Here is a 19,912-nt window from a genome sequence, read left to right as displayed (position 1 = left end):
TCATTTGTGGTAGAAACGGAGCATCTTATAACCAAAATGTTAAGTGGGGTTGGGTTACTAAATGCCGACATACGGTTATAAAATCAGATTCCTGAGGTGCAATTTTTAAAAAAAAGGTAGCGAATTTATTTTATCGCTACCTTTTTTAAACTTCGGTTTTATGAATACCGTTAACGCATGCTTACGGCAATACCCTTAACATTTACGCCTGTTTGTAAAAAAACAAAGTAAACATCCGAAAGCACATTTACATTGCTGATATCGACAATGCCATTATTATCCTGCTTCCGGGTTATTCTTCCTATTAATTTTCCCTCAGGCGAACCTAAGTGGATTTCAACCTGGTCGGGTGCATTTTTATCGCCCACAACCTCAATTGTTTTTATGTCTGTAAGGTCAATTTTGCGGAACAACAGGTAAGCGCCCTTATCTGTAACCGTTGCAACAGAGCGGTCGTTATTAAAAGTAAAGCCCTTATTGCCGTTACTTTCATTTACCGGGAGATATGGGTTACATAACACCACAATGCTTTCAGAGAGTTGTGAAGCCAGCTTCCCTGCTCCTCTATCCCGGTATGCCGCCCTGAATATGAAACTGCCTTTATTGGTTGCATTGGCAGGCGCGCTTGTGGTATAGTTCCCTTTAACAGGCAGGTTATCCGGCGCAGCTTGTTTATCGCCCAAACTCAGGATGTATTTTACAATTGCATTTACTTCGCTCGGCGGCAATGTGGCATGCGCCGGCATCATGGCATCCCCCCAAACACCCGATCCGCCATTAATTACTTTTTTTACCAGGCGTTCCTGTGCGCCTTTATCGCCTTTATATTTTAAGGCAACCTGGGTAAAGGGCGGACCTAAAGATTTGGCGGTAAGATCGTGACAGGCACTGCAGGTACTTTTTTTCATCAGCGCCCTGCCAACCTCAAACTGTGCAGCGGCATCAAACCGCTGTTGGTGCTGTGCTATGGTAGTCATATCATAACCTTCTGAAAGGTAGTTAATGGATACCGAAACCTGCGATGGGGTAATCCGTTTATCTTTTAAACTACCATCTTCTTTATCGCTCACATTTACGGCATAAGTGATGGTATTGCCCGGAAAGTAAAAACTGGAGTTGCCTTTTACAAAATCAAATTTAACCACCGGGGCGGCGTTACCGGCAGAAATTTCGACCGATTTGCTGTTTTTTGCTCCTGATGGATCGGTAACAGTTAAGGTTGCCTTATAAACGCCCGCAGCAGTAAGCTGTAATTCAGGATTTGCAGTTTTATATACCGATTTAAGCACTTTATCTTTGGTAATGCGCCATTCGTATTTTAAAGCATCACCATCATAATCCATGGTGCCTGCAGATGATAATTTAACTTTTAAGGGTAAAGCGCCTGAAACTTTATCGGCAGCAGCCTGTACAACTGGCTTACGGTTGCCCCCATTGTATTCTATCTTGATCAGTTCTGCCTCGGGGTTATCTTTAAAATACCCGTTGCCGTATTCGAGGATATATAAGCTTCCATCTGGACCAAATTTCATATCAATCGGACCTTTCAGGCTCACTTCGGGCATAAAACGCTCCATTGATTTATAGTTGCCCTCGTCATCCATCGTAATGGTGAGGATCCATCCACGTACCCAATCGGTAATAAACCATTTGCCCTCGTAATAAACCGGAAAAACATTGTTTGCACCTTTAAAATCATTTTGGTGGAATATCGGACCGCCTACTGCACTTCTGCCACCACTGCCCATCAAAGGGAAATACTCGCTTGCGCCATAAGGGTACCAAACCAAAGAGGTTTCGGTAGGTGGCAGCACATTAAGACCGGTATTATTTGGCGAATTGTTTACCGGCCGCAGGGGATCGTAAAGATCGCCTGATTTTTTGGTAGCAAAATCATAATAGCGGTAAGGCAGGTTATTGCCGATAAAATACGGCCAGCCATAATTACCGGCTTTTTTTGCCCGGTTAAATTCATCGTAAGAAGCCGGTCCACGAGATTCGGACGCATTTGATCCATCGGGGCCAACTTCGCCCCAATAAAGCCAGTTGGTTTTGCTGTCCAAACTCATACGCCATGGATTACGGTTACCCATGGTATAAATCTCAGGTCTGGTTTTAGCCGTTCCTTTCGGAAAAAGATTGCCTTCGGGGATGGTGTAGGTACCATCAGCTTCGGGATGGATCCGCAGGATTTTACCCCTCAAATCATTCGTATTCGATGATGATTTTTGTGCATCGCGCGCACTTTCGCCCGCACGTTCATCAATGGGTGTAAAACCGTCAGAAGAACGTGAAAAGGTATTATCGCCAGTACTCAGCAACAGGTTATTGTCTTTATCAAACAGCATCCCACCCCCAACATGGCAGCATTCTTCCCTTTGCACAGGTACTTTTAAAACCACCTTTGCCGAGCCCATATCCAGTTTGCCACCTGCCCAGGTAAACCTCACCAAACTGTTTACGGCTTCATTGCCCTTAACGGAATAGTAAGTGTAGATCCAGCGGTTTTTATCGAAATTTGGGTCGAGGATAACGCCCTGAAGACCGTCTTCTCCTTCTTCCCTTTTCCCGTTTTTATCTACATATTCTGTACTCACGGGTATTTCGGCAATGATATCGAGTTTTTTGGTACCAGGGTTATAAACCTTTATTTTCCCTTTTCGCTCGGCATACAGCACCTTGCCATCTTTTAAAACCTGGAACTGCATAGGCTCTTCGAGCTTTTGGGCAAGCACTATTTTTGTAAACCTGTTCATCTCCGGCCCATGTCCGCTCTGCGAACGGGCAGCAATAGCACTAAATGCAAAAGCCAAAACCAGGGGGAATACTTTTTTAAATTTAATTGAAACCATGCTTATCTATCATTAAGGTTTTTGAACAGCCTGGCGGAAGTAGGCTACACTTTTTGCAACATCATCCGTGTTATTATCCCAGTTGTATTCGTATTCTGCAGAAATAATGCCTTTAAATTTCTGTCTTTTTAGTTCTTTTATCACCGCATCGATGTTGGTAGCACCGGTGCCCCAATGTACATCGTGTGCATTTTCATCTGTCCCGTTCAGGTCTTTCATGTGCAGGTGAAGCACATGGCCTTCTGCTTTTTTGATACACTCGAGCGGATCAAGGCCTGAATGCACCCAATGGCCAAGATCGGCGCACAACCCCAAACGTTTGCTTTTCCCTTTGATGGCATTTAAGATGATATCAGGGTTCCAATACCTGGAAGGCTTAGCATGGTTGTGGATGGCGACATTAATTTTGTATTTATCACACAGATCGGAAAGCAACTGCATATCTTTTTCATTAGGCTCTGCAGTGATGGTTTCGAGACCCATTGCTTTGCCAAATTCGAATATTTTGATCCATTCGGCTTCGCTATCAGCACCAATAACACCAAAAGCAGCCATTTTTACATGGCTTTTCTTTAATAGCTGGAGAATCTGTTCCCTTTTTGCCGGTTCCATGTGGTAATCTATTTTCCCTTCAATACCCCCGCCAATTTCCTGACCGGGATAGGCTTCAATATAATCCAGTTTGCAGCTGGCAGTTTTAGCTACCGCATCAAAAAAAGTAAAACGGTTAAAGGTAAAAGCTTGTGTACCGAGTTTCCAGCCGAAGCGTTCTTCGGGGCGGTCGGGTTTGGTGCTGTAGCCTACCGCAATGGTAAGCAAAAAAAATCCCAGGCTGTAAACCAGTAAGGATAACTTGTTTTTGTAAAAATTCATGTTGGTTTATTTATGTGTTAAAATTTGTGTTGATTTTTTTTTAAAGAAAGGATGTGGTTGCATAATAAAACAGAGTTGTCAATCCTGAGCTTGTCGAAGGACCTGCCAAAACACCATTTAAGGCGTTTCGACAGGCTCAACGTGACAAATTCTAGCAAAACTTAGCTTAGGATACAACCTCATCCGTGGCCAATAAACCCATTATTAATATCCTGGATTTTGCACCAAAACACCACCGCTTAACTGAATTTCGGTTAAAGGAATGGGAACATGTTCATTTTTACCGGCTTTAAAATTGGGTAATAGCGTTGCAGCTCTTCCCGTTCTAACCAGTTCGTAAAACCTGCGGTGTTCGCCCAGTGCCGTTTCTACCCGCATTTCGTGGTAAATATTGTCTAGTGTTACCGCACCATAAGCAGGAAGAACCGTTTGATCGGTATTACCTCCGCTTTTCCTTGCCCTTGTTCTGATCTGATTCACCAGATCAGTGGCATGCGGAACTGCCCCATTATGAAAAGAAGCTTCTGCTGTCCATAACATTACCTGTGCCAAACCAAATACCCTGTCGTTGGTTGGTCCATCACCTGCGCCACCACCATTTTTAGTAGGGATTTCATCAAGGGCCAGCCAATATTTCCTGTTCCAGTAACCGGTCTCACTTCCACTGGTGTTGGCGGTGGTACCATCAGGCATGAGCTGGTTGTTCACAATAACCGTTGCACCAAACCTTGGATCCCCTTTTTCAAATTCATCTACAAGCGATTTAGAAGGCACCGTAAAACCATAACCCCAGGTATTTCTTGGTGCATTGAATAAATTAAGGAGGTTACCTACATTTCTTCCCGGAATGGTTGCATTATTCACTTCAAAAATAGATTCTGGTCCAAATTCCCCTGCCAATGTCCATATTTTGGTCACATCATCAGCCAAATGGTATTCTCCCGAATTAATCATCTGGTCTCCCAAAACCTGCGCTTCAGTCCATTTTTTCTGCCACATATAAGTTTCGAGTAATAAAGCCTGGGCAGCGCCCTTAGTGGCCCTTCCCCTATCAACCGTTGCCTGTTTGCTGTTATCGGGTAGGTTATTAATGGCCAGGTTGGCATCTTTTTCGATCAGGGCAAGAATATCTTTTTCCTCTGATTGTTTAATGTTATAGTTTCCATCTTCTATTGGTGTGGTAACCATCGGGATCCGGCCAAAAAGCCTCACCAGGTGCAGGTAGTAATAAGCACGCAAAAAATACGCCTCTGCCAGCACTTTGCTTTTCAAACCTGCATCCATTTCAATGGCAGGCACCTTCTGTAATACCAGGTTTGCCAGGTAAACACCTTTGTAATTATCCCGCCAGGCATTAAATACATAACCGTTATCAGATCTGGCAGTAAATAGTTTCAGGTCCTGAATCAATCCCTGATCAGAAGCACCACCGCCGCCTTTGTTTGCGTCATCGGCCATAATATCGCCAAACGAAGTTGGCGAATAGCCACCATAGGCCTGGTCTCTCAACATTCTATAGGCATCATTTACGGCACGTACCGCATCATCACCCGTTTTATAAAAGTTACCGGTTGAGAGATGAGCAGTAGGTGTCTCATCAAGAAACTTCTTACATCCGCCGAGGCCGAACATCAATACAGCACTCAGGATTAAATAGTAATATTTCATATTTCTTTATTCAAAGTTGAATTTCCATTAAAATGATAGGTTTAAACCTGCAGAAATTGTTCTGCTCTGTGGATAATTGCCGTTATCGATACCGATATCGCGTGTACCGCCGGCGCCACTGTACTGTTGCCCAACTTCAGGATCAAATCCTGTATATTTGGTAAAAGTGAGCAGGTTTTGTGCCGATAAATAAAAACGCAGGTTTTTGATATTTAATTTATCCAATACCGTTCTTGGCAATGTATAACCCAATACCACGTTCTGCAAACGTAAGAAAGAACCGCTTTGCAGGTAAAAACTGGATACCCTTGAGTTATTGTTCGGGTCGCTCGCAATTAAGCGCGGCAGTGTATTACTGGTACCCGGCCCTGTCCATCTGCCCAGCGCTTCTGTTTCCATATTGTAGTTGGAAATGAAGAAACCATCTGTATAATACTTGTAAGCTGCGTTGATTTTATTGCCATAAACGCCAGAGAAAAAGGCTTTAAAATCGAAACCTTTATAAGTTGCGCCTACATTAAAGCCATAGGTAAGTTTAGGTATCGGAGAACCCAGAAAAGTCTGGTCGTTCTGATCTATAACTCCATCGCCGTTCAAATCTTTAAAACGGATATCTCCCGGGGCTGTTCCGGTTTGTTGTTTGGCATGACTATCAACTTCCTGCTGGTTCTGGAAAATGCCATCGGCTACATAACCATAAAAGGAAGCCACAGACTGGCCTACCTGGGTAAGCTCTGTTTGCCCGGGTTTAATGTTTCCGCTATATAATTTTATACCGGTCTGATTCAGCTCTAACACCCTGTTTTTAATGGTTGCGAAATGGAAACCTGCATCAAGGTTAAAATCGTCGTTAACTTTGCCGGTATAATCCATCGAAAATTCGATGCCTGAGTTCTGCATCGCACCTGCATTACGCGGAGGACTTTGTGTAAAACCTGAAACAGATAATATGTTCAGGTTCAAAAGCATATCTTTGGTGGTTTTATTATAATAATCGAATGAACCGCTCACATGGTCACCAAAAAGGCGGTAATCAAAACCAGCATTCCATTGTTTTACCTGTTCCCACTTAAGATCCGGATTTTCTAAACTTCCGGGGCCTGCTGTAGGCTGAGCTGTAGCTGGTACACCAAATGCATAATAACCGGTATTAATCCTGGCTGAATAATCATAATATCCAACAGGAGCCTGATTGCCGACTATGCCCCATCCACCCCTGAGTTTCAGGTAACCGAGAATATCGTTTTTAGGAAAGAAGGATTCGTTTGTTAAAAGCCAGCCCACAGAGCCGGATGGAAAATTACCATATTTGTTATTTGCTCCGAATTTAGAAGAACCATCTCTGCGGAAAGTAGCTGTCAAAAAGTATTTTCCTTTGTAATTGTAATTTAAACGGCTCAAATAAGAAAGCAGGTCCCAACGCTGCTGGTTTCCGCCAACAACCTGGTTACTAATCCCTCCATCAAGATATTGTAAATAAGGATCGTTACCCGGTTGGCCCTGATTGGATCCATTAAGGTAATTATAGGTAAATTGTTGCGCAGAGATTCCCGCAAGCAGATCAAAATGGTGGTCTTGGTTTACGGTAAACTCATAAGCTATCGTATTGTCCCAGGTCCAGTTGGTCGCCTGGTCTTTCTGCTGGTAAACGCTCGGATTCGGGTTATTAAAGTTTGGCGCCACATTATAACTTGGGGTAAACCTTTTATTATCGCTGAATTTGAGGTCGACACTGTATGTTGATTTCAATGTTAAACCTTTTATCGGTTTATATTGTGCGTAAACACTGCCCAATAAGCCCCATTGGTTGTAAGGGTTGTTATCGGATAAATATTGGATCCTGGCCAAAGGATTAATGATATCCGAATATTTGGTTGCTGTAAAATTGCCGTTCTGGTCTTTAACCGGTATAGTAGGATCGAGTGCAAGTGCATCATTGATGATATTGGCCCCAAAATCTGTAGCAACATTATGTGATCTCGATTTATTGAAAGCAAGGCTCTCGCCAAATTCAAGTCCTTTTTTTGGCGTAAAAGTGAGGTTATTGGATAAGTTTACCCTGTTATAATCTGACCCCACAATGGTTCCTTCCTGATTTAAATATCCTCCACTAACCCGGTAGGTAGAATTTTTGCTGCCACCACTGATGGCCACATTGTAATTTTGCATACGGGCGGTACGGAAGATTTCTTTCTGCCAGTCGGTGGTTGATGTATAACCCGAAGGCGGCCCGGCAAATGGCGATGTACGACCGGCATTGGTATAGGCCTCGTTATTGAGCATTACATAATCTGAAGCATTCACCATATCGAGGGTTTTCCGTACGTCAGTTATGCCCTGATAGGAACTTAAAGAAATGAGGGCTTCACCGTCGCTACCTTTTTTTGTTTTCACCAGGATTACCCCGTTTGCTCCCCTTGAACCATAAATGGCCTGAGCCGAGGCATCTTTTAAAATATCAATCGACTCAATGTTTGCCGGATCGATGATATTGATATCGTTTGAAGTAAGCGGAATTCCATCTACCACATACAAAGGATCTGAATTATTGATTGAAGTTAACCCGCGGATACGCACTTGTGCTACAGAACCCGGAGCACCGGAGTTTTGCGTAATCTGCACACCTGCGGTTTTCCCCTGGAGTGCACCTTGAAGGTTAACCACCGACTGATCTTTTAATTTATCAGCAGATACTGAAGAAATTGCCCCGGTAATATCGCCCTTACGCTGTGTTCCATAGCCAATTACCACCACTTCATCAAGCGCTGATGGTTTGGTGAGCATCACAATGGTAAGCTCCGAACGGCCATTCAGTTCAACGTCCTGACTTGCAAAACCCAGGTAGCTAAAAATCAAAACCGAATTTGGGTCGTTTACTTTTAATGAAAAGGAACCATCGGTATCGGTTACTGTTCCGGTATTTGTTCCCTTCACTTTTATGGTAACACCGGGCAGGCCAACGCCGGCCTGATCATTTACTTTTCCTTTTACGGTCACTTCGCGGATTAGGGCAACAGGCCTTAATTTCACAACCACCGTATTATTATTAATGGTATAAGTAAATACCTGGTTTTCAAAACACTTCGCAATTACTTCCTCTATGGGCGTATTCTCGAGCGAAAGGCTTACTGGTTTAGCCTTATCGAGCATATCGCTGTCGTAAAGAAAGTTATAATTACTTTGCTTCCTCAATTTCTTAAAAATGCTCTTTAAGGGGGCATCTTTTACAGAAATGTTGATTTTTTGTGCGAAACCAGACGCACTAACCTGCAAAAATGAAGCCGTCAATAATATGACTATCAATTTCATAATGAGCAATGATTTATAGAATGACCGGAAATTCCGTGTGCATGAAAATGCACCAATATTTTTATACATTTGGTTAAGGTTAAATGAATGATTGATTGTTCGAAAATTGATTATGTTTCCTTATGCCGAAAGGCTACAGACCGGATGCACTCCACTGCATTCGGTCTTGATAAAGACAACATGATAACCCCTATTTTATGGCATCACGATGATCCTCCTTTCCTTAATTTCAAAATGAACAGAGCCTGTTAATTCAAGTGATTTTAAAACCTGCGTAACGTCTTTAAAGCGCGAAACCGTACCTCCAAAACTGGCTCTTTTAAAGTTTGGTGGAAACACCACTTCAACATCGTACCACCTCGAGATGCGTTTCATAATGGTATGGATATCTTCATTATCAAAAACAAAATAGCCCTCTTTCCAGGCTACTGCTTCTTCGGCATCAACCTGCTGAACATCAATTGATCCTGAACCATAACTGAGCCTGCCCTCTTCACCGGGTTTTAACATCACTTGTTTATGCGGTGTAGTTAACTGAACCGAGCCTTCTAACAAAGTTGTTTTGATGGCCTTTTCATCTTTATAAGCCATAATATTAAAATGGGTTCCTAAAACTTTTACATCAAGGTCATCAACATTAACTTTAAAGGGTTTTGTTTTATCTTTTGCCACCTCGAAATAGGCTTCACCGGTGAGCTGTACTGTGCGCTCATTTTTAGAAAATTTAACAGGATATTTAAGGGTGGAAGCAGAATTTAGCCATACTTTAGTTCCATCAGATAACAGTAACTGATACTGGCCTCCGCGGGGAATGGTAATGGTATGATAATCAACAAAATCATTACTGCCGCCCATATCTGCAATCTTGTTGTACCGGAGCAGCCCATCTTTTACCTTATCAACAGCTACGCCATTTTGGGTAGCAAGTCTTTCATTTTTTAAACCATCCAGGGTAATCACATTGCCATTACCCGTTGTTAAATAAGCCTTATTTCCTCCGGGAATGATTTTCGAAGTGCTGGTTTTAACAAGCTCAACAGGTTTGATGGTACTTGATTTTTGCAAAAAGGTAATATATATCGCGGCAGATATAACCACCAGAAAAATTGCTGCAATTTTTAAGAATTGCAGCCTGCGTTTTTTAGCAAAGCCCTGCTGGTCAGGAATACTGTTTGCCAGTTTCTCTTTCAGCATCAGGTAAAGTCTTTGAGTGTCTTCCTGATTTGGATCCGGAAGTGCTGCAGTTAGCTCAATTTCCTCATCATGATGCAATTGCAGCATTTCGATTTCTTCAGCTGTACAATTCCCTTCCAAAAACTTTTCGTACAGCGCTACAAACTCTTCTTTGTTCATCATTCAGATAAATATTTGGTCTATATGATATAAGTACCAAAAACATCAGCCTACACCCATACTTTTATATTTTTTTTAAAAAATCTTTAATGGCCTGTTATTTTCAAATATTTTTATAGTTTTAGCCGACCAAATATGCGCCCATCCGATCAAAGTGATTCTGAACTCTGGTTATCCGTCCGAAATAATGATGGGAAAGCATTTAATGTGCTTTTCGACCGGTATTGGTTAAAGCTTTATAAGGTGGCACTACAACAGTTAAAAAATGAGGAAACGAGTTTAGAAATTGTCCATAATGTTTTTGTAAGCCTATGGACCAGACGGAAACACCTGGAAATAAATACTTTGCAGAATTTCTTATTTATTTCCATTAAATACCAGGTATACAAAAGTTTGAGACCAAAAAAACTTTCGATCGTTTATAAGGCAGACGTAAGTGATGATAGTTTTTCTACCGAGGCTAACCTGGGAGATTTGAAGATCCAGGACCATGAGCTTCAACAAAAGTTAGATAACTCCCTTAACCAATTACCAGGCCGTTGCCATCAGATATTTCGTTTAAGCAGGTTAGAGCACTTTTCGAATAAGGAAATTGCAGAACGCCTGGGCATTAGTCAAAAATCGGTAGAAAATCAGCTAACCGTTGCTTTAAAACACCTCAGACACCATTTTAAAGACATTGCCTTTTTGATTTTCATCATGTACCGTTTATAACTGATATTGGGCAGCGCGATCAGTAGCAATTTTTGCTAACTAATGGTCTATGCAATATCATTAAGTTAAGCCCTGCGTTTGTCACTATAAGTGTAGTCAAAAGCTTATAAAGGATGATCAGTCAAAAAAAGCTACCCCCCTCGACTACGCTACCATCAACAAGGCCTAATTAAAAAGGTCGTCATTGCTGTGACGATTTATCGGGTAATTGCCATTATAAAGTTCCTCTGCCACTTATATTGATTTTTATACCGATCATCCCTCAGCATGACGCCCTGCTATTAAATCTATCTATTTCCCAAATTCAAGTACCCTGAATGTTCCTGAAACCCTTTTTGGCTTTTGTGTGGCATCAGTATTTTTTTCGAATGTTGCCGTAGGAAGAAAGACATGGTGGGTTATTGGGTCAAGGGCAATTGTTCTGGCACCTGTTTCTGATTTAATGATTTCCTGAACGACAAATTTATCAGCCGAAATTTCTTTAACCGCCGTAATGGTTCCCTCGCCATTTGAGCTATAGGCTATTTTGGTAGCCGGATCGAATACCACACCATCCGAACCATCGCCAATTGGTAGTGTTGTAATCTGCTTTCCTGTTTTGGCATCAAGAATGATCATTACCTTATTTGCGCAAACCGTAAAAAGCCTCGAAGTGGCACGGTCTATAGCCAAACCTGAAGGTTCTTCGCCACCTTTCAGTTTATACCTGGAAAGCACTTTATAGCCATTGATGTCAAAACATACAATTTCACCAGTATCTTCAATATTCACATAAATTTTTCCTTTTCCATCAGAAACACCAGCTTCCGGTTTTCCACCAAGCAGAATTGTTGCCAGTACCTTATCAGTTGCCGGATCGATGATGCTTACATCGCTGCTTTTTCCGTTAAAAACAATTACTTTTTTCGAAAAATCATCATAAAAAGCAGCATCAGGATTCTGCCCTACTTTTACAGTAGCCATTATCCTAAAATTTTTCAGGTCGAACACCGTACAGGTGCCGGCCTTGCCATTGGTGGTATAACCTTTACCAAATGCACCAGCAATTACGATTCCATGCACCCCCATTGTATTGCGAATCACTCCTACTGAATCGCCGTTGTTTTTGTTGAGGATGTTTACCTGATTACCATGCGAAACATACAGGTTGTTATTCTTATGGTCGATGGTGAGGTAATCCCAACCGCCATCGCTCTGGATCTTGTGGGTGGCCAACAAATGCATAGCTGGCCTTTGTTGCGCAGAAGCTGAGATAATTGTGCCCAATAATAATGCTACACTTAAGAATTTCTTTTTCATTATTTGTTTTTTGTTGAGTTGGATTTTTATAATTAAGGGTAATGTTACCATGTAAATCCCCAGGCATATGCATCATTTATCGTTTCTTGCACAGGCACATATATAAAACCTGTGTTTAGCTATGTGCATCTGTAGTTAAACTGCTTAATAAGCGTTAATAATTAATTATGTGCTGGCGCATTTCGCTCCTCTTTGCTGGTGTAAAACCTCCAGATTAAACTTGGCAGAGCGATGAGTAAAAGTGGCAGCGCAACAATAAAACCACCAATAACGGCAATGGCCAAGGGTTGGTGCAACTGTGCCCCCGCTCCTATACCAAGTGCTAAAGGCATTAAAGCAATAATTGCCCCCAAAGCCGTCATCAGTTTTGGCCTTAACCTCGTAGAAATGGCAAAAGTAATGGCATCATCTGTGTTTTTTTCGTTCAGCGATTCCTTAAATTGTAAAAAGGTAAAGACGGCATTCTCTCCGATAATGCCCACAATCATAATCAGACCGGTATAACTGCCTACATTTAACGGTGTACCTGTAATTAACAGGGCAAGGTAACTTCCCGAAATGCCCAATACCGAAATTAAAAGGATCAGAAAAGCAATCTTAAAGTCACGGAATAGGAAAAGAATTACACTGAACACCAATAAACTCGAAGCAATTAAAATGGTTAACAGCTCAGAAAACGACTGCTGCTGCTCTTTATAAGCGCCACCATATTCGATATGATAACCATATGGCAGATTAACTTTGCTGTTAACCGCTGCCTGGATATCTTTCATCACGCTGCCCAAATCTCTATTATCAAGCCTTGCCGTAATGGCACCAATGGTTTGCAGGTTTTCGCGTTCTACCTCCGCGTTACCTGATTGCAGATCAACCTTCGCTAAATTCCGGATCGGTACTGCTGTTCCGTTAGGGAGGAAAATTTTAAGGGAAGCAATATCTGATACGCCAAAACTCCGGCTTCCGGGATATACTATCCTGATGGGAGAAAGTTGTTGTTTATCGTACAAATCGCCAATTACATTGCCTTGCATGGCGGTTTGTACCTGCGCCTGAAAGGAAAGTGGCGTAATGCCGTATTGGGCAAGCATGGCAAAATTGGGTTGAATATTAACCGTTGGGCCCGATAAAATAATCCCGTCAAATACATCTGCTACGCCGCTAACCTTCGAAACCAGGCCGGCAACCTGTTTAGATAATACCTGCAGTTTCTGCTGGTCGTTACCAAAAATTTTCACTTCAACAGGTTGTGTTGAACTCATTAAATCGCCCAGCATATCGCCGATTACCTGTCCAAAATCGACAACCAATGCAGGTTGGGTATGCTCAATATGCGTTCTGATATCCGAAATTACCTCATCGGTACTTTTGGTACGGTTTGGTTTCAACTGGATCAGGTAATCACCCGTATTCGGTTCGGTGATAAAAAAACCCATTTGTGTGCCCGTTCTTCTCGAATAGGCCTGCACATCCGGAATTTTTACAATTTCTTTTTCCACCTCTTTCAGCATCCTGTCGGTTTCTTCCAATGATGTTCCCGGAGGAGATGCATAATCGAGTACGATACTGCCCTCGTCCATTTCGGGTAAAAATCCGGTTTGCAGCCTTGGAAAAACCAGCACAATTGATGCGAGAAGTACCAGGATAAAACCATACGAAATGTAAGGCCGTTTAATAAAAAAACGTACCCAGTTCTGCGATTTTACCTCGTGTACAATAGCTTCTTTTCCGGATGAATTGCTATGCGCATTTTTGGTCAATAATAAATAGATCACCGGTAAACCGATCCAGGTTACAAAAAAGGAGCATATCAGCGTAATAATCATGGTATTGGTCATCACCTGAAAATATGATCCTGCAACCCCCGTCATCAATACAAAGGGCACAAAAATGACGATGGTACTGATGGATGAACCCAGCATCGCCGGGAAAAGGTAACTGATGGCTTTACTGATTAAAGGTGCTGTAGGCTCATCGGGGTGCTCTTCGTGTGTACGGTGAATCTGCTCTACCACCACAATGGCATCATCTATAATCAACCCGATGGCAGCTGCAATGGCCCCAAGTGTCATGATATTTAACGAATACCCAACAAAATAAAGTACAATAACCGTTAGGCAAAGTGTAACCGGAATGGTAATGAGAATGGTTGCACTTGCTTTTAGTGAGCGTAAAAAAATAATGGCCACAATAATGGCCAGTGCAAGCCCAATCCATAAACTATCGCGCACACTTTTAACCGATTCGTTAACAAAATCGGCCTGTACATAATAAGGTTTAATGCTTACCCCTGCCGGAAGAATATTTTTAAGTTGCGTCACTTTTGCAGCCATCTGCGCAGAAAGATCTACGAGATTTGCATTTGGCTGTTTAATAACAGCAATCAGTATCCCGTCTTTTCCGTTTGCATTAATACGCGTATATTCTACACTCTGCTGGATATTTACCTTGGCCACATCCACAATACGTACCGTTCTGTTCCCTTTTCTGGTGAGTACCAGTTCTTCCAGATCGCTTTTGGTTTTTACTGTAGCATCGGTTACTGAAAGATAAAGGAAATTATGATCAGATAAATAACCATTGGATTTGATAAAATTGGTTTGTGAAAGCGCTGTAGAAATCTGGTCAGGAGAAATGCCAAGCGATTGCATTTTCTGCACATCCAGTTCCAGCCAGTATTCTTTGGTTTTGCCGCCAATTACACGGATTTCTGAAACACCATCAACCTGCGATAAAAAAGGTTTTACGGTATAGGTAGCTATCTTTTTAAGTTCTGCGGACGAATAATTGTGACTTTCTAAACTATATCCGCTAACGGGGAGTATAGAAGGATTCATTTTCTCTACCGAGATATTAACACCAGCGGGCAACGATGCAGAAATTTTGGCAATCTGCGATTCGATCCGTTGCTGGCTCAGGTCGATATCTGCCCCTGGGTTCATATAAGCAGAAAGCTCGCAACTGCCACGGCTGGTGGTACTTCTTACCAGTTGCAGATCGGGCACCTGTTTTACCGCATTTTCTAATGGCCGGGTAACCGTAACCACCATTTTATCTACCGGCTGGAGTTCTGCATCGGCAATAATCTTGATCTTTGGAAAGGTAATTTCCGGAAAAAGCCCCGTTTTAAGCTGCCGGAAGGAATAAACACCACCAACAATAATGATGATCAATACGGCCAGAATGGGGTTTTTATGAGAAATAAAGAATCTATTCATGGCTATTTCTGTATTTTTACCTTGGCTGTATCAGCAATACCATAATTCCCCGTTTTGATGATCCGGTCGGTTTTTGCAAATCTGGGCTCCAGCACCTCAATTAACGAATTGCTTTCTATCCCCTTTTTCACCTTTATTTTTACAGCAGTAGAATCATTGATCATTTTCATTACCCAAAATTCATCTTCTGTTTCGTTGGATAATACAGCTGATTTAGGTAGTACCTGCGCCTCTGCATGGCTCAGCTTAGTTAACCTTACCTTAGCAATAAGCCCTGCAGGAATATCTTTTCCGGGCGATACTTTGATGATGTAACGCTGGGTTTGGGCAAGCGAATCAACCGATGGCATGGTACCTGAAACCAATCCGCCCAATTTTGTCCCATCAGGTAAAAGCACATCGATTGTTTTGTTCTGCGAAATAATCTGATTCAATTCGTAAGGAAGATCGAGCAGAAAAACCAGGCTGTTCCGGTTACTGATGGTTGCCAGTGCCTCACCATCCTGTACGTAATCACCATTCTGGTGGTTCACCTGTACAATGGTTCCGGCCTGCCCTGAACGGATATTGGAAACACCCGAAAACTTAAAACCGGGATCGAGTTTATTTACTGTATTCCCTATCGAACGGGCCTCTTTGGTAATTAATGTAAACAGCAAAGTTCCGCTGCCCACCTGCTGACCGGTTTTTGCACTAGTCCGCTCTACATAACCGTTAATATTGGCCTTTACAAAACTTTTTTCGAGGTAAGCTGATACGGCTGACAGTTCCACAAATTCAGAAAGCGAACTGTCTCTGAGCTTGGTTACCTGTACAGGTGTAACCGGAGATGAGGCATCGGTTTCTGTGGCAGGATCTGCACTATTACATGCTGAAAGGCATGAAATTAGCGCTATGGTACCAAAGGTTAATGTTAAATATTTTTGCATGGTTATCTGTTCCAGTAATTAAATTGGTTGATCAGTTTCAGTCGGTTGATATTGGTTTGCCTGAGCAGGTTTTGCGCAGAAAGGTAATTGTTGATGGCGATGATAAAATCAGAAACCTTTAAATCGCCGGTATGGAGCAATTTACTATCTACATCAATTAACCCTTTGCTAAAACGGATCTGTTCGTTGATCTTCACAAAAAGCGCATCGGTTTGCGTAATTTGCTGGCGGATCAGGTTAATCTGCTGGCTTTGCTGACGGATGAAAAAATCCCTGTAACCGGCAACGGTATTGGATGAAAGCGCCAGTTTATCGTATTGCATTTTCCTTTGGCGGCCATCGTATACCGGAACTGAAAAGGTAAAGCCAACACTTGCACCAAAATTTTTATAAGGTTGAAGCACCAGCGAAGAACTATAACCACCATTGGCATAAATACCCAGTTTTGGTTTATAGTTAAGGTCTATTCCGTTTTTCAGGTTTGCATTTTTCAGGCTATCCAGTTCGAAACGCCTGGTGAAAAAACTTTTATTGCCTGCAAACATTTCACGCTGTAATTTGGGCGCTGCAAGCATAACCTGGGTGGTATCAGCTACACCAGCTAGGTAATTGAGTGTGGCGTAATCATTTTTAAACTGTAGTTCTGCCTGTTTTAAACTGAGCTGCTGCTGCTGGAGGGTAACCAGAAAAGTAAGGTATTCTGATTGTTTATAAATATTACTGCGCGTTAGGGTTTTTAACAGTTTTTCTTCCCGGTCTAAAAGTGTAACCACCTCGCGGTTAAAATCAACCTGTTGCTGACTGGCAAAAGCGGTAATATATTGATCAATAATTGAACGGTTAAGGTCGAATAACGAAAGCTGACCTGCGTATTTTACTGAATCGCTTTGGATTTTAATGCCCTCGAGCTGATTATTGATTCGTTTTTTGTTTAACAGGTCGTAATTTACATTCAACATGGCCTCTAAAGCCTGTCCATTGGTAATTACTTCATCATAACCGTATCCACGTATAATGGGTGCATACAAACCTGTACCAGTGCCTGTAACCTGGGGTTTTGCCGTTGCCCTTACAATAAGGCTGTCAATCCCTGCAGTTTTACGCTGGTTTTCAAAATCTTTCAGTACCGGACTAGAAGATTTGGCCTGCTGTAGATAATAATCCAGGTTTTTTATTGGTTCCTGTGCCCTAACCAGGATACCCGAAACAATCAGTAAAATGAAGAGGAGCGGCTTATAGATCATGTTCTTTCATATTATTTAATCTTTGCAGATTTGGATTTCAATTGTTACACAGGCTAAGTTAACACCTAATTATGAAGTAATTCTGTAGTTACCATTTCGGCAGTAAATATCCTCTGCAACTATAAATATAAAATTTCCGAACAGGTTGTCCATGCAAATTAATGATCACAGGGTTTAACTGTTTAACCGATTTAAAATAGCCCATTATAACTGATGGAGGTACGGTATCTTTCTGGTTTGTTTTAAATTGGGGGTCAGAGTCGATAAAAATGGCATCCTTACCTTTTAATTTGCTCAGGTCTGTTCCGATAAAATCAAACTGTAGCGCACGTTCCCCGGTTACATTCTGTCCGTAAACAAAATTTTCACTATACAGGTTAAGTGCTGCCGATGTTTTATAATTATCTGCCGAGAATACAAAATCGGCATGTTGTTGCTTTTTGATCTTTTGCACCTGATCGGAAAGAGGCTTCCAGCCCACCCAGGTATCGTCTGATTTAATGGGAAAAGGGTAAAGCAGTATTTCTACCAGCAAGCCTAAATGAACGATAAAAGATATGACAATTTGCACATGAAGCCATTTTTTGCTAATAAAACTTCCTGCTAAAATGATTCCGGTTATGTAAGCGGGCATCATCCAGTTAATTTTAATCCAGTATATGGGCGATAACAGGAGAAAAGTAAGAAATAAAGGCAGAAAAAAGCAAAGCAAAAATACGCCTGTGGCCGGCATCCTGCTCCAGCGGTTGGCATAGGCCTTAATCAGTTTAAAAACCGAATAAAGTACTGCAATTAAAAGTACGGGGATTAATAATATCAGCTGATGGCCCAATAGGCCAAGCATAAATTTAGGTTTTAGGGTAAATGCTGCAGCTTCGTGCATTCGTTGACTGCCCTGAAAGGCGAAGGATGCAAAATGGTTATTCACATTCCAGACGATAACTGGAGAAGCAACGGCAATCATAATGATACCGGTTAACCATGGCCATATTATTAAAAGGCATTTCCTGCTGGCATTAGAAAGCAATAAGAACAGGATCATCCCCGCAGGCAGAAATACGGCAGTATATTTACTATCGAAAGCCAATCCCATCAATACACCTGCTAAAAGCCAATAAAGTTTTTTCTGGTTAAATATGACTTCGTAAAGTGCAATTAGTGAAACCGTCCAGAAAAAAAGTAAAGGGGTATCGGGAGTTGAAACCAGCGAAAGGATACTCACCATCAATGTACTTAACAACAGGATGATGATTTTTTCGGCTTCAAACTTTGGAAAAAACCGGATGGCCAGCTTGTAAACAGCTAAACAGGTGAGTATGGTTAAAAATGAATTGGCCAGTTTAATGGCCAGTACATTTTTGCCCAGTACAGCGGTAAATATCCATAGCAAATAAGCAATAGCCGGCGGATGGTCGAAATAAGAAAGTGCGGGATGTTGCGAATAAAAGAAATAATATGCATCCTGGGGCATTGGCCCCATAAAAAAAATGGAAACGAACCTGATGAGCAAAATTGTGGTGAGCAGGTAAAACGGCACTTTTCCGATAGTTGTACCTTTGATTCTTTTGATAAAATCCATCGACCTAGAGATTTACAAAAATTGGGATGATTTAACTAATTACAATATGTAGATAATCAATGCTTTAACCATAACCACCTGTTTAAAATCTGCCTGAAAGCATTAAGCCGGTACTGCCTGGCTGGTGGAAAGGCATCAAAGTAAAATTTCCTTCTTTTTTTGAGGTAAAAAGGCTTTTCATATAGGGATAAATCAGGTAGGCAATTTTGGTAGAAGCTATACCGAACCCGGCACCTGCCACTACATCGCTAAACCAGTGTTTGTTGTTGTACATCCTGAGTGTACCTGTTGCCGTGGCCACAAAATAACCTGCATAACCGATCCATGGATTTACATCTTTATATTCCTGATGCAGAAATTCTGCTGCCATAAAAGCGGAGGCTGTATGCCCTGATGGAAACGAATTAGTGCCTGAAGCATCAGGCCTCATCCTGCCCACGCCCTGTTTTACAAAATGTGTAGAAACACCCATAATGGCAGCAGAGGTTACATACAACATCGAAGCATCGAAAAGATTGTGTTTCCCTTTAATACCCGAAAGATTTAATGCGTAAACCGCAGCAGCTGGAGCCAATTGTAAATAATCATCCACATGGGCGGCAAAAAGCGGATGATCTTCCTGCAACTCAGCCTTCGTACTTACATCAAGCTGTTTAAGGGCGCCATGGTCATAAACTGCAGCAAAACCATACCCCATTAATACAACCGGTGCAATAAAAGCAACTGCTCTGAATTTATTTTTTGGCACTGCATTTCCGGTACGCCATCTTCCGGCTGTATCCGCCGGAAGGCTTTTAGCAGAATCGGTAACCTGTGCAGCACAAAAAGATACCGAAGTGATAAAAAACAGGATAGAAAGAGATATTGTACGCATGAT

General features: G+C 41.9%; 12 protein-coding genes. 1 reads left to right on the top strand and 11 read right to left on the bottom strand.

All coding sequences use genetic code 11. The features are described 5' to 3' along the window. Positions 1–170: 170 nt before the first annotated feature. The 5 genes from R2R28_RS01210 to R2R28_RS01190 form a co-directional block, all read right to left on the bottom strand. On the bottom strand, positions 171–2,852 hold the full coding sequence (locus R2R28_RS01210; RefSeq protein ID WP_316823878.1) for a PQQ-dependent sugar dehydrogenase: 2,682 nt from the start codon (positions 2,850–2,852) through the stop codon (positions 171–173). Between the two features lie 12 nt (positions 2,853–2,864). Beyond that, a complete protein-coding gene (locus R2R28_RS01205) occupies positions 2,865–3,725 on the bottom strand; it encodes a sugar phosphate isomerase/epimerase (RefSeq protein WP_316823877.1) in 861 nt (286 codons plus the stop codon). A 204-nt stretch (positions 3,726–3,929) separates the two neighbouring features. After that, on the bottom strand, positions 3,930–5,393 hold the full coding sequence (locus R2R28_RS01200; RefSeq protein ID WP_316823876.1) for a RagB/SusD family nutrient uptake outer membrane protein: 1,464 nt from the start codon (positions 5,391–5,393) through the stop codon (positions 3,930–3,932). 27 nt (positions 5,394–5,420) lie between these two features. Further along, positions 5,421–8,702 (bottom strand): TonB-dependent receptor, encoded by a 3,282-nt coding sequence (locus tag R2R28_RS01195; RefSeq protein WP_316823875.1) that lies wholly within the window; start codon positions 8,700–8,702, stop codon positions 5,421–5,423. Positions 8,703–8,897: 195 nt separating this feature from the next. After that, positions 8,898–10,058 carry a FecR family protein gene (locus tag R2R28_RS01190; protein WP_316823874.1) on the bottom strand — a complete coding sequence of 387 codons (1,161 nt, stop codon included), beginning with the start codon at positions 10,056–10,058 and terminating at the stop codon, positions 8,898–8,900. A gap of 132 nt (positions 10,059–10,190) precedes the next feature. On the opposite strand from R2R28_RS01190, the gene R2R28_RS01185 reads away from it, so the two are divergent. Continuing rightward, entirely contained in the window at positions 10,191–10,769 is a 579-nt protein-coding gene (locus R2R28_RS01185) for an RNA polymerase sigma-70 factor (protein ID WP_316823873.1), read from the top strand. A 291-nt stretch (positions 10,770–11,060) separates the two neighbouring features. Here R2R28_RS01185 and R2R28_RS01180 read toward each other — a convergent pair whose 3' ends face one another. From R2R28_RS01180 to R2R28_RS01155, 6 genes are all read right to left on the bottom strand, one after another. Further along, positions 11,061–12,068 carry a YncE family protein gene (locus R2R28_RS01180; RefSeq protein WP_316823872.1) on the bottom strand — a complete coding sequence of 336 codons (1,008 nt, stop codon included), beginning with the start codon at positions 12,066–12,068 and terminating at the stop codon, positions 11,061–11,063. Positions 12,069–12,229: 161 nt separating this feature from the next. Further along, positions 12,230–15,283, bottom strand: coding sequence for an efflux RND transporter permease subunit (locus R2R28_RS01175; RefSeq protein WP_316823871.1), 3,054 nt, complete (start codon positions 15,281–15,283; stop codon positions 12,230–12,232). 2 nt (positions 15,284–15,285) lie between these two features. Beyond that, positions 15,286–16,212: an efflux RND transporter periplasmic adaptor subunit gene (locus R2R28_RS01170; protein ID WP_316823870.1), complete on the bottom strand. Its 927-nt coding sequence runs from the start codon at positions 16,210–16,212 to the stop codon at positions 15,286–15,288. Positions 16,213–16,214: 2 nt separating this feature from the next. Beyond that, positions 16,215–17,456 (bottom strand): TolC family protein, encoded by a 1,242-nt coding sequence (locus R2R28_RS01165; RefSeq protein ID WP_316823869.1) that lies wholly within the window; start codon positions 17,454–17,456, stop codon positions 16,215–16,217. 88 nt (positions 17,457–17,544) lie between these two features. After that, positions 17,545–19,035 (bottom strand): glycosyltransferase family 39 protein, encoded by a 1,491-nt coding sequence (locus R2R28_RS01160; RefSeq protein WP_316823868.1) that lies wholly within the window; start codon positions 19,033–19,035, stop codon positions 17,545–17,547. Between the two features lie 82 nt (positions 19,036–19,117). Continuing rightward, a complete protein-coding gene (locus R2R28_RS01155; protein ID WP_316823867.1) occupies positions 19,118–19,909 on the bottom strand; it encodes a phosphatase PAP2 family protein in 792 nt (263 codons plus the stop codon). Between the last annotated feature and the right edge of the window lie 3 nt (positions 19,910–19,912).

Origin of the sequence: Pedobacter miscanthi (assembly GCF_032678605.1) — a bacterium.
Taxonomy (GTDB): domain Bacteria; phylum Bacteroidota; class Bacteroidia; order Sphingobacteriales; family Sphingobacteriaceae; genus Pedobacter; species Pedobacter miscanthi_A.
The sequence above is the reverse complement of the archived record's forward strand: the minus strand, read 5'-3'. Positions and strand labels throughout refer to the sequence as shown.

What these genes read in the sequence shown, in the direction of transcription:
- R2R28_RS01210 (WP_316823878.1), bottom strand. Translation starts at nt 2,852, where the DNA reads ATGGTTTCAATTAAATTTAAAAAAGTATTCCCCCTGGTTTTGGCTTTT.
- R2R28_RS01205 (WP_316823877.1), bottom strand. Translation starts at nt 3,725, where the DNA reads ATGAATTTTTACAAAAACAAGTTATCCTTACTGGTTTACAGCCTGGGA.
- R2R28_RS01200 (WP_316823876.1), bottom strand. Translation starts at nt 5,393, where the DNA reads ATGAAATATTACTATTTAATCCTGAGTGCTGTATTGATGTTCGGCCTC.
- R2R28_RS01195 (WP_316823875.1), bottom strand. Translation starts at nt 8,702, where the DNA reads ATGAAATTGATAGTCATATTATTGACGGCTTCATTTTTGCAGGTTAGT.
- R2R28_RS01190 (WP_316823874.1), bottom strand. Translation starts at nt 10,058, where the DNA reads ATGATGAACAAAGAAGAGTTTGTAGCGCTGTACGAAAAGTTTTTGGAA.
- R2R28_RS01185 (WP_316823873.1), top strand. Translation starts at nt 10,191, where the DNA reads ATGCGCCCATCCGATCAAAGTGATTCTGAACTCTGGTTATCCGTCCGA.
- R2R28_RS01180 (WP_316823872.1), bottom strand. Translation starts at nt 12,068, where the DNA reads ATGAAAAAGAAATTCTTAAGTGTAGCATTATTATTGGGCACAATTATC.
- R2R28_RS01175 (WP_316823871.1), bottom strand. Translation starts at nt 15,283, where the DNA reads ATGAATAGATTCTTTATTTCTCATAAAAACCCCATTCTGGCCGTATTG.
- R2R28_RS01170 (WP_316823870.1), bottom strand. Translation starts at nt 16,212, where the DNA reads ATGCAAAAATATTTAACATTAACCTTTGGTACCATAGCGCTAATTTCA.
- R2R28_RS01165 (WP_316823869.1), bottom strand. Translation starts at nt 17,456, where the DNA reads ATGATCTATAAGCCGCTCCTCTTCATTTTACTGATTGTTTCGGGTATC.
- R2R28_RS01160 (WP_316823868.1), bottom strand. Translation starts at nt 19,035, where the DNA reads ATGGATTTTATCAAAAGAATCAAAGGTACAACTATCGGAAAAGTGCCG.
- R2R28_RS01155 (WP_316823867.1), bottom strand. Translation starts at nt 19,909, where the DNA reads ATGCGTACAATATCTCTTTCTATCCTGTTTTTTATCACTTCGGTATCT.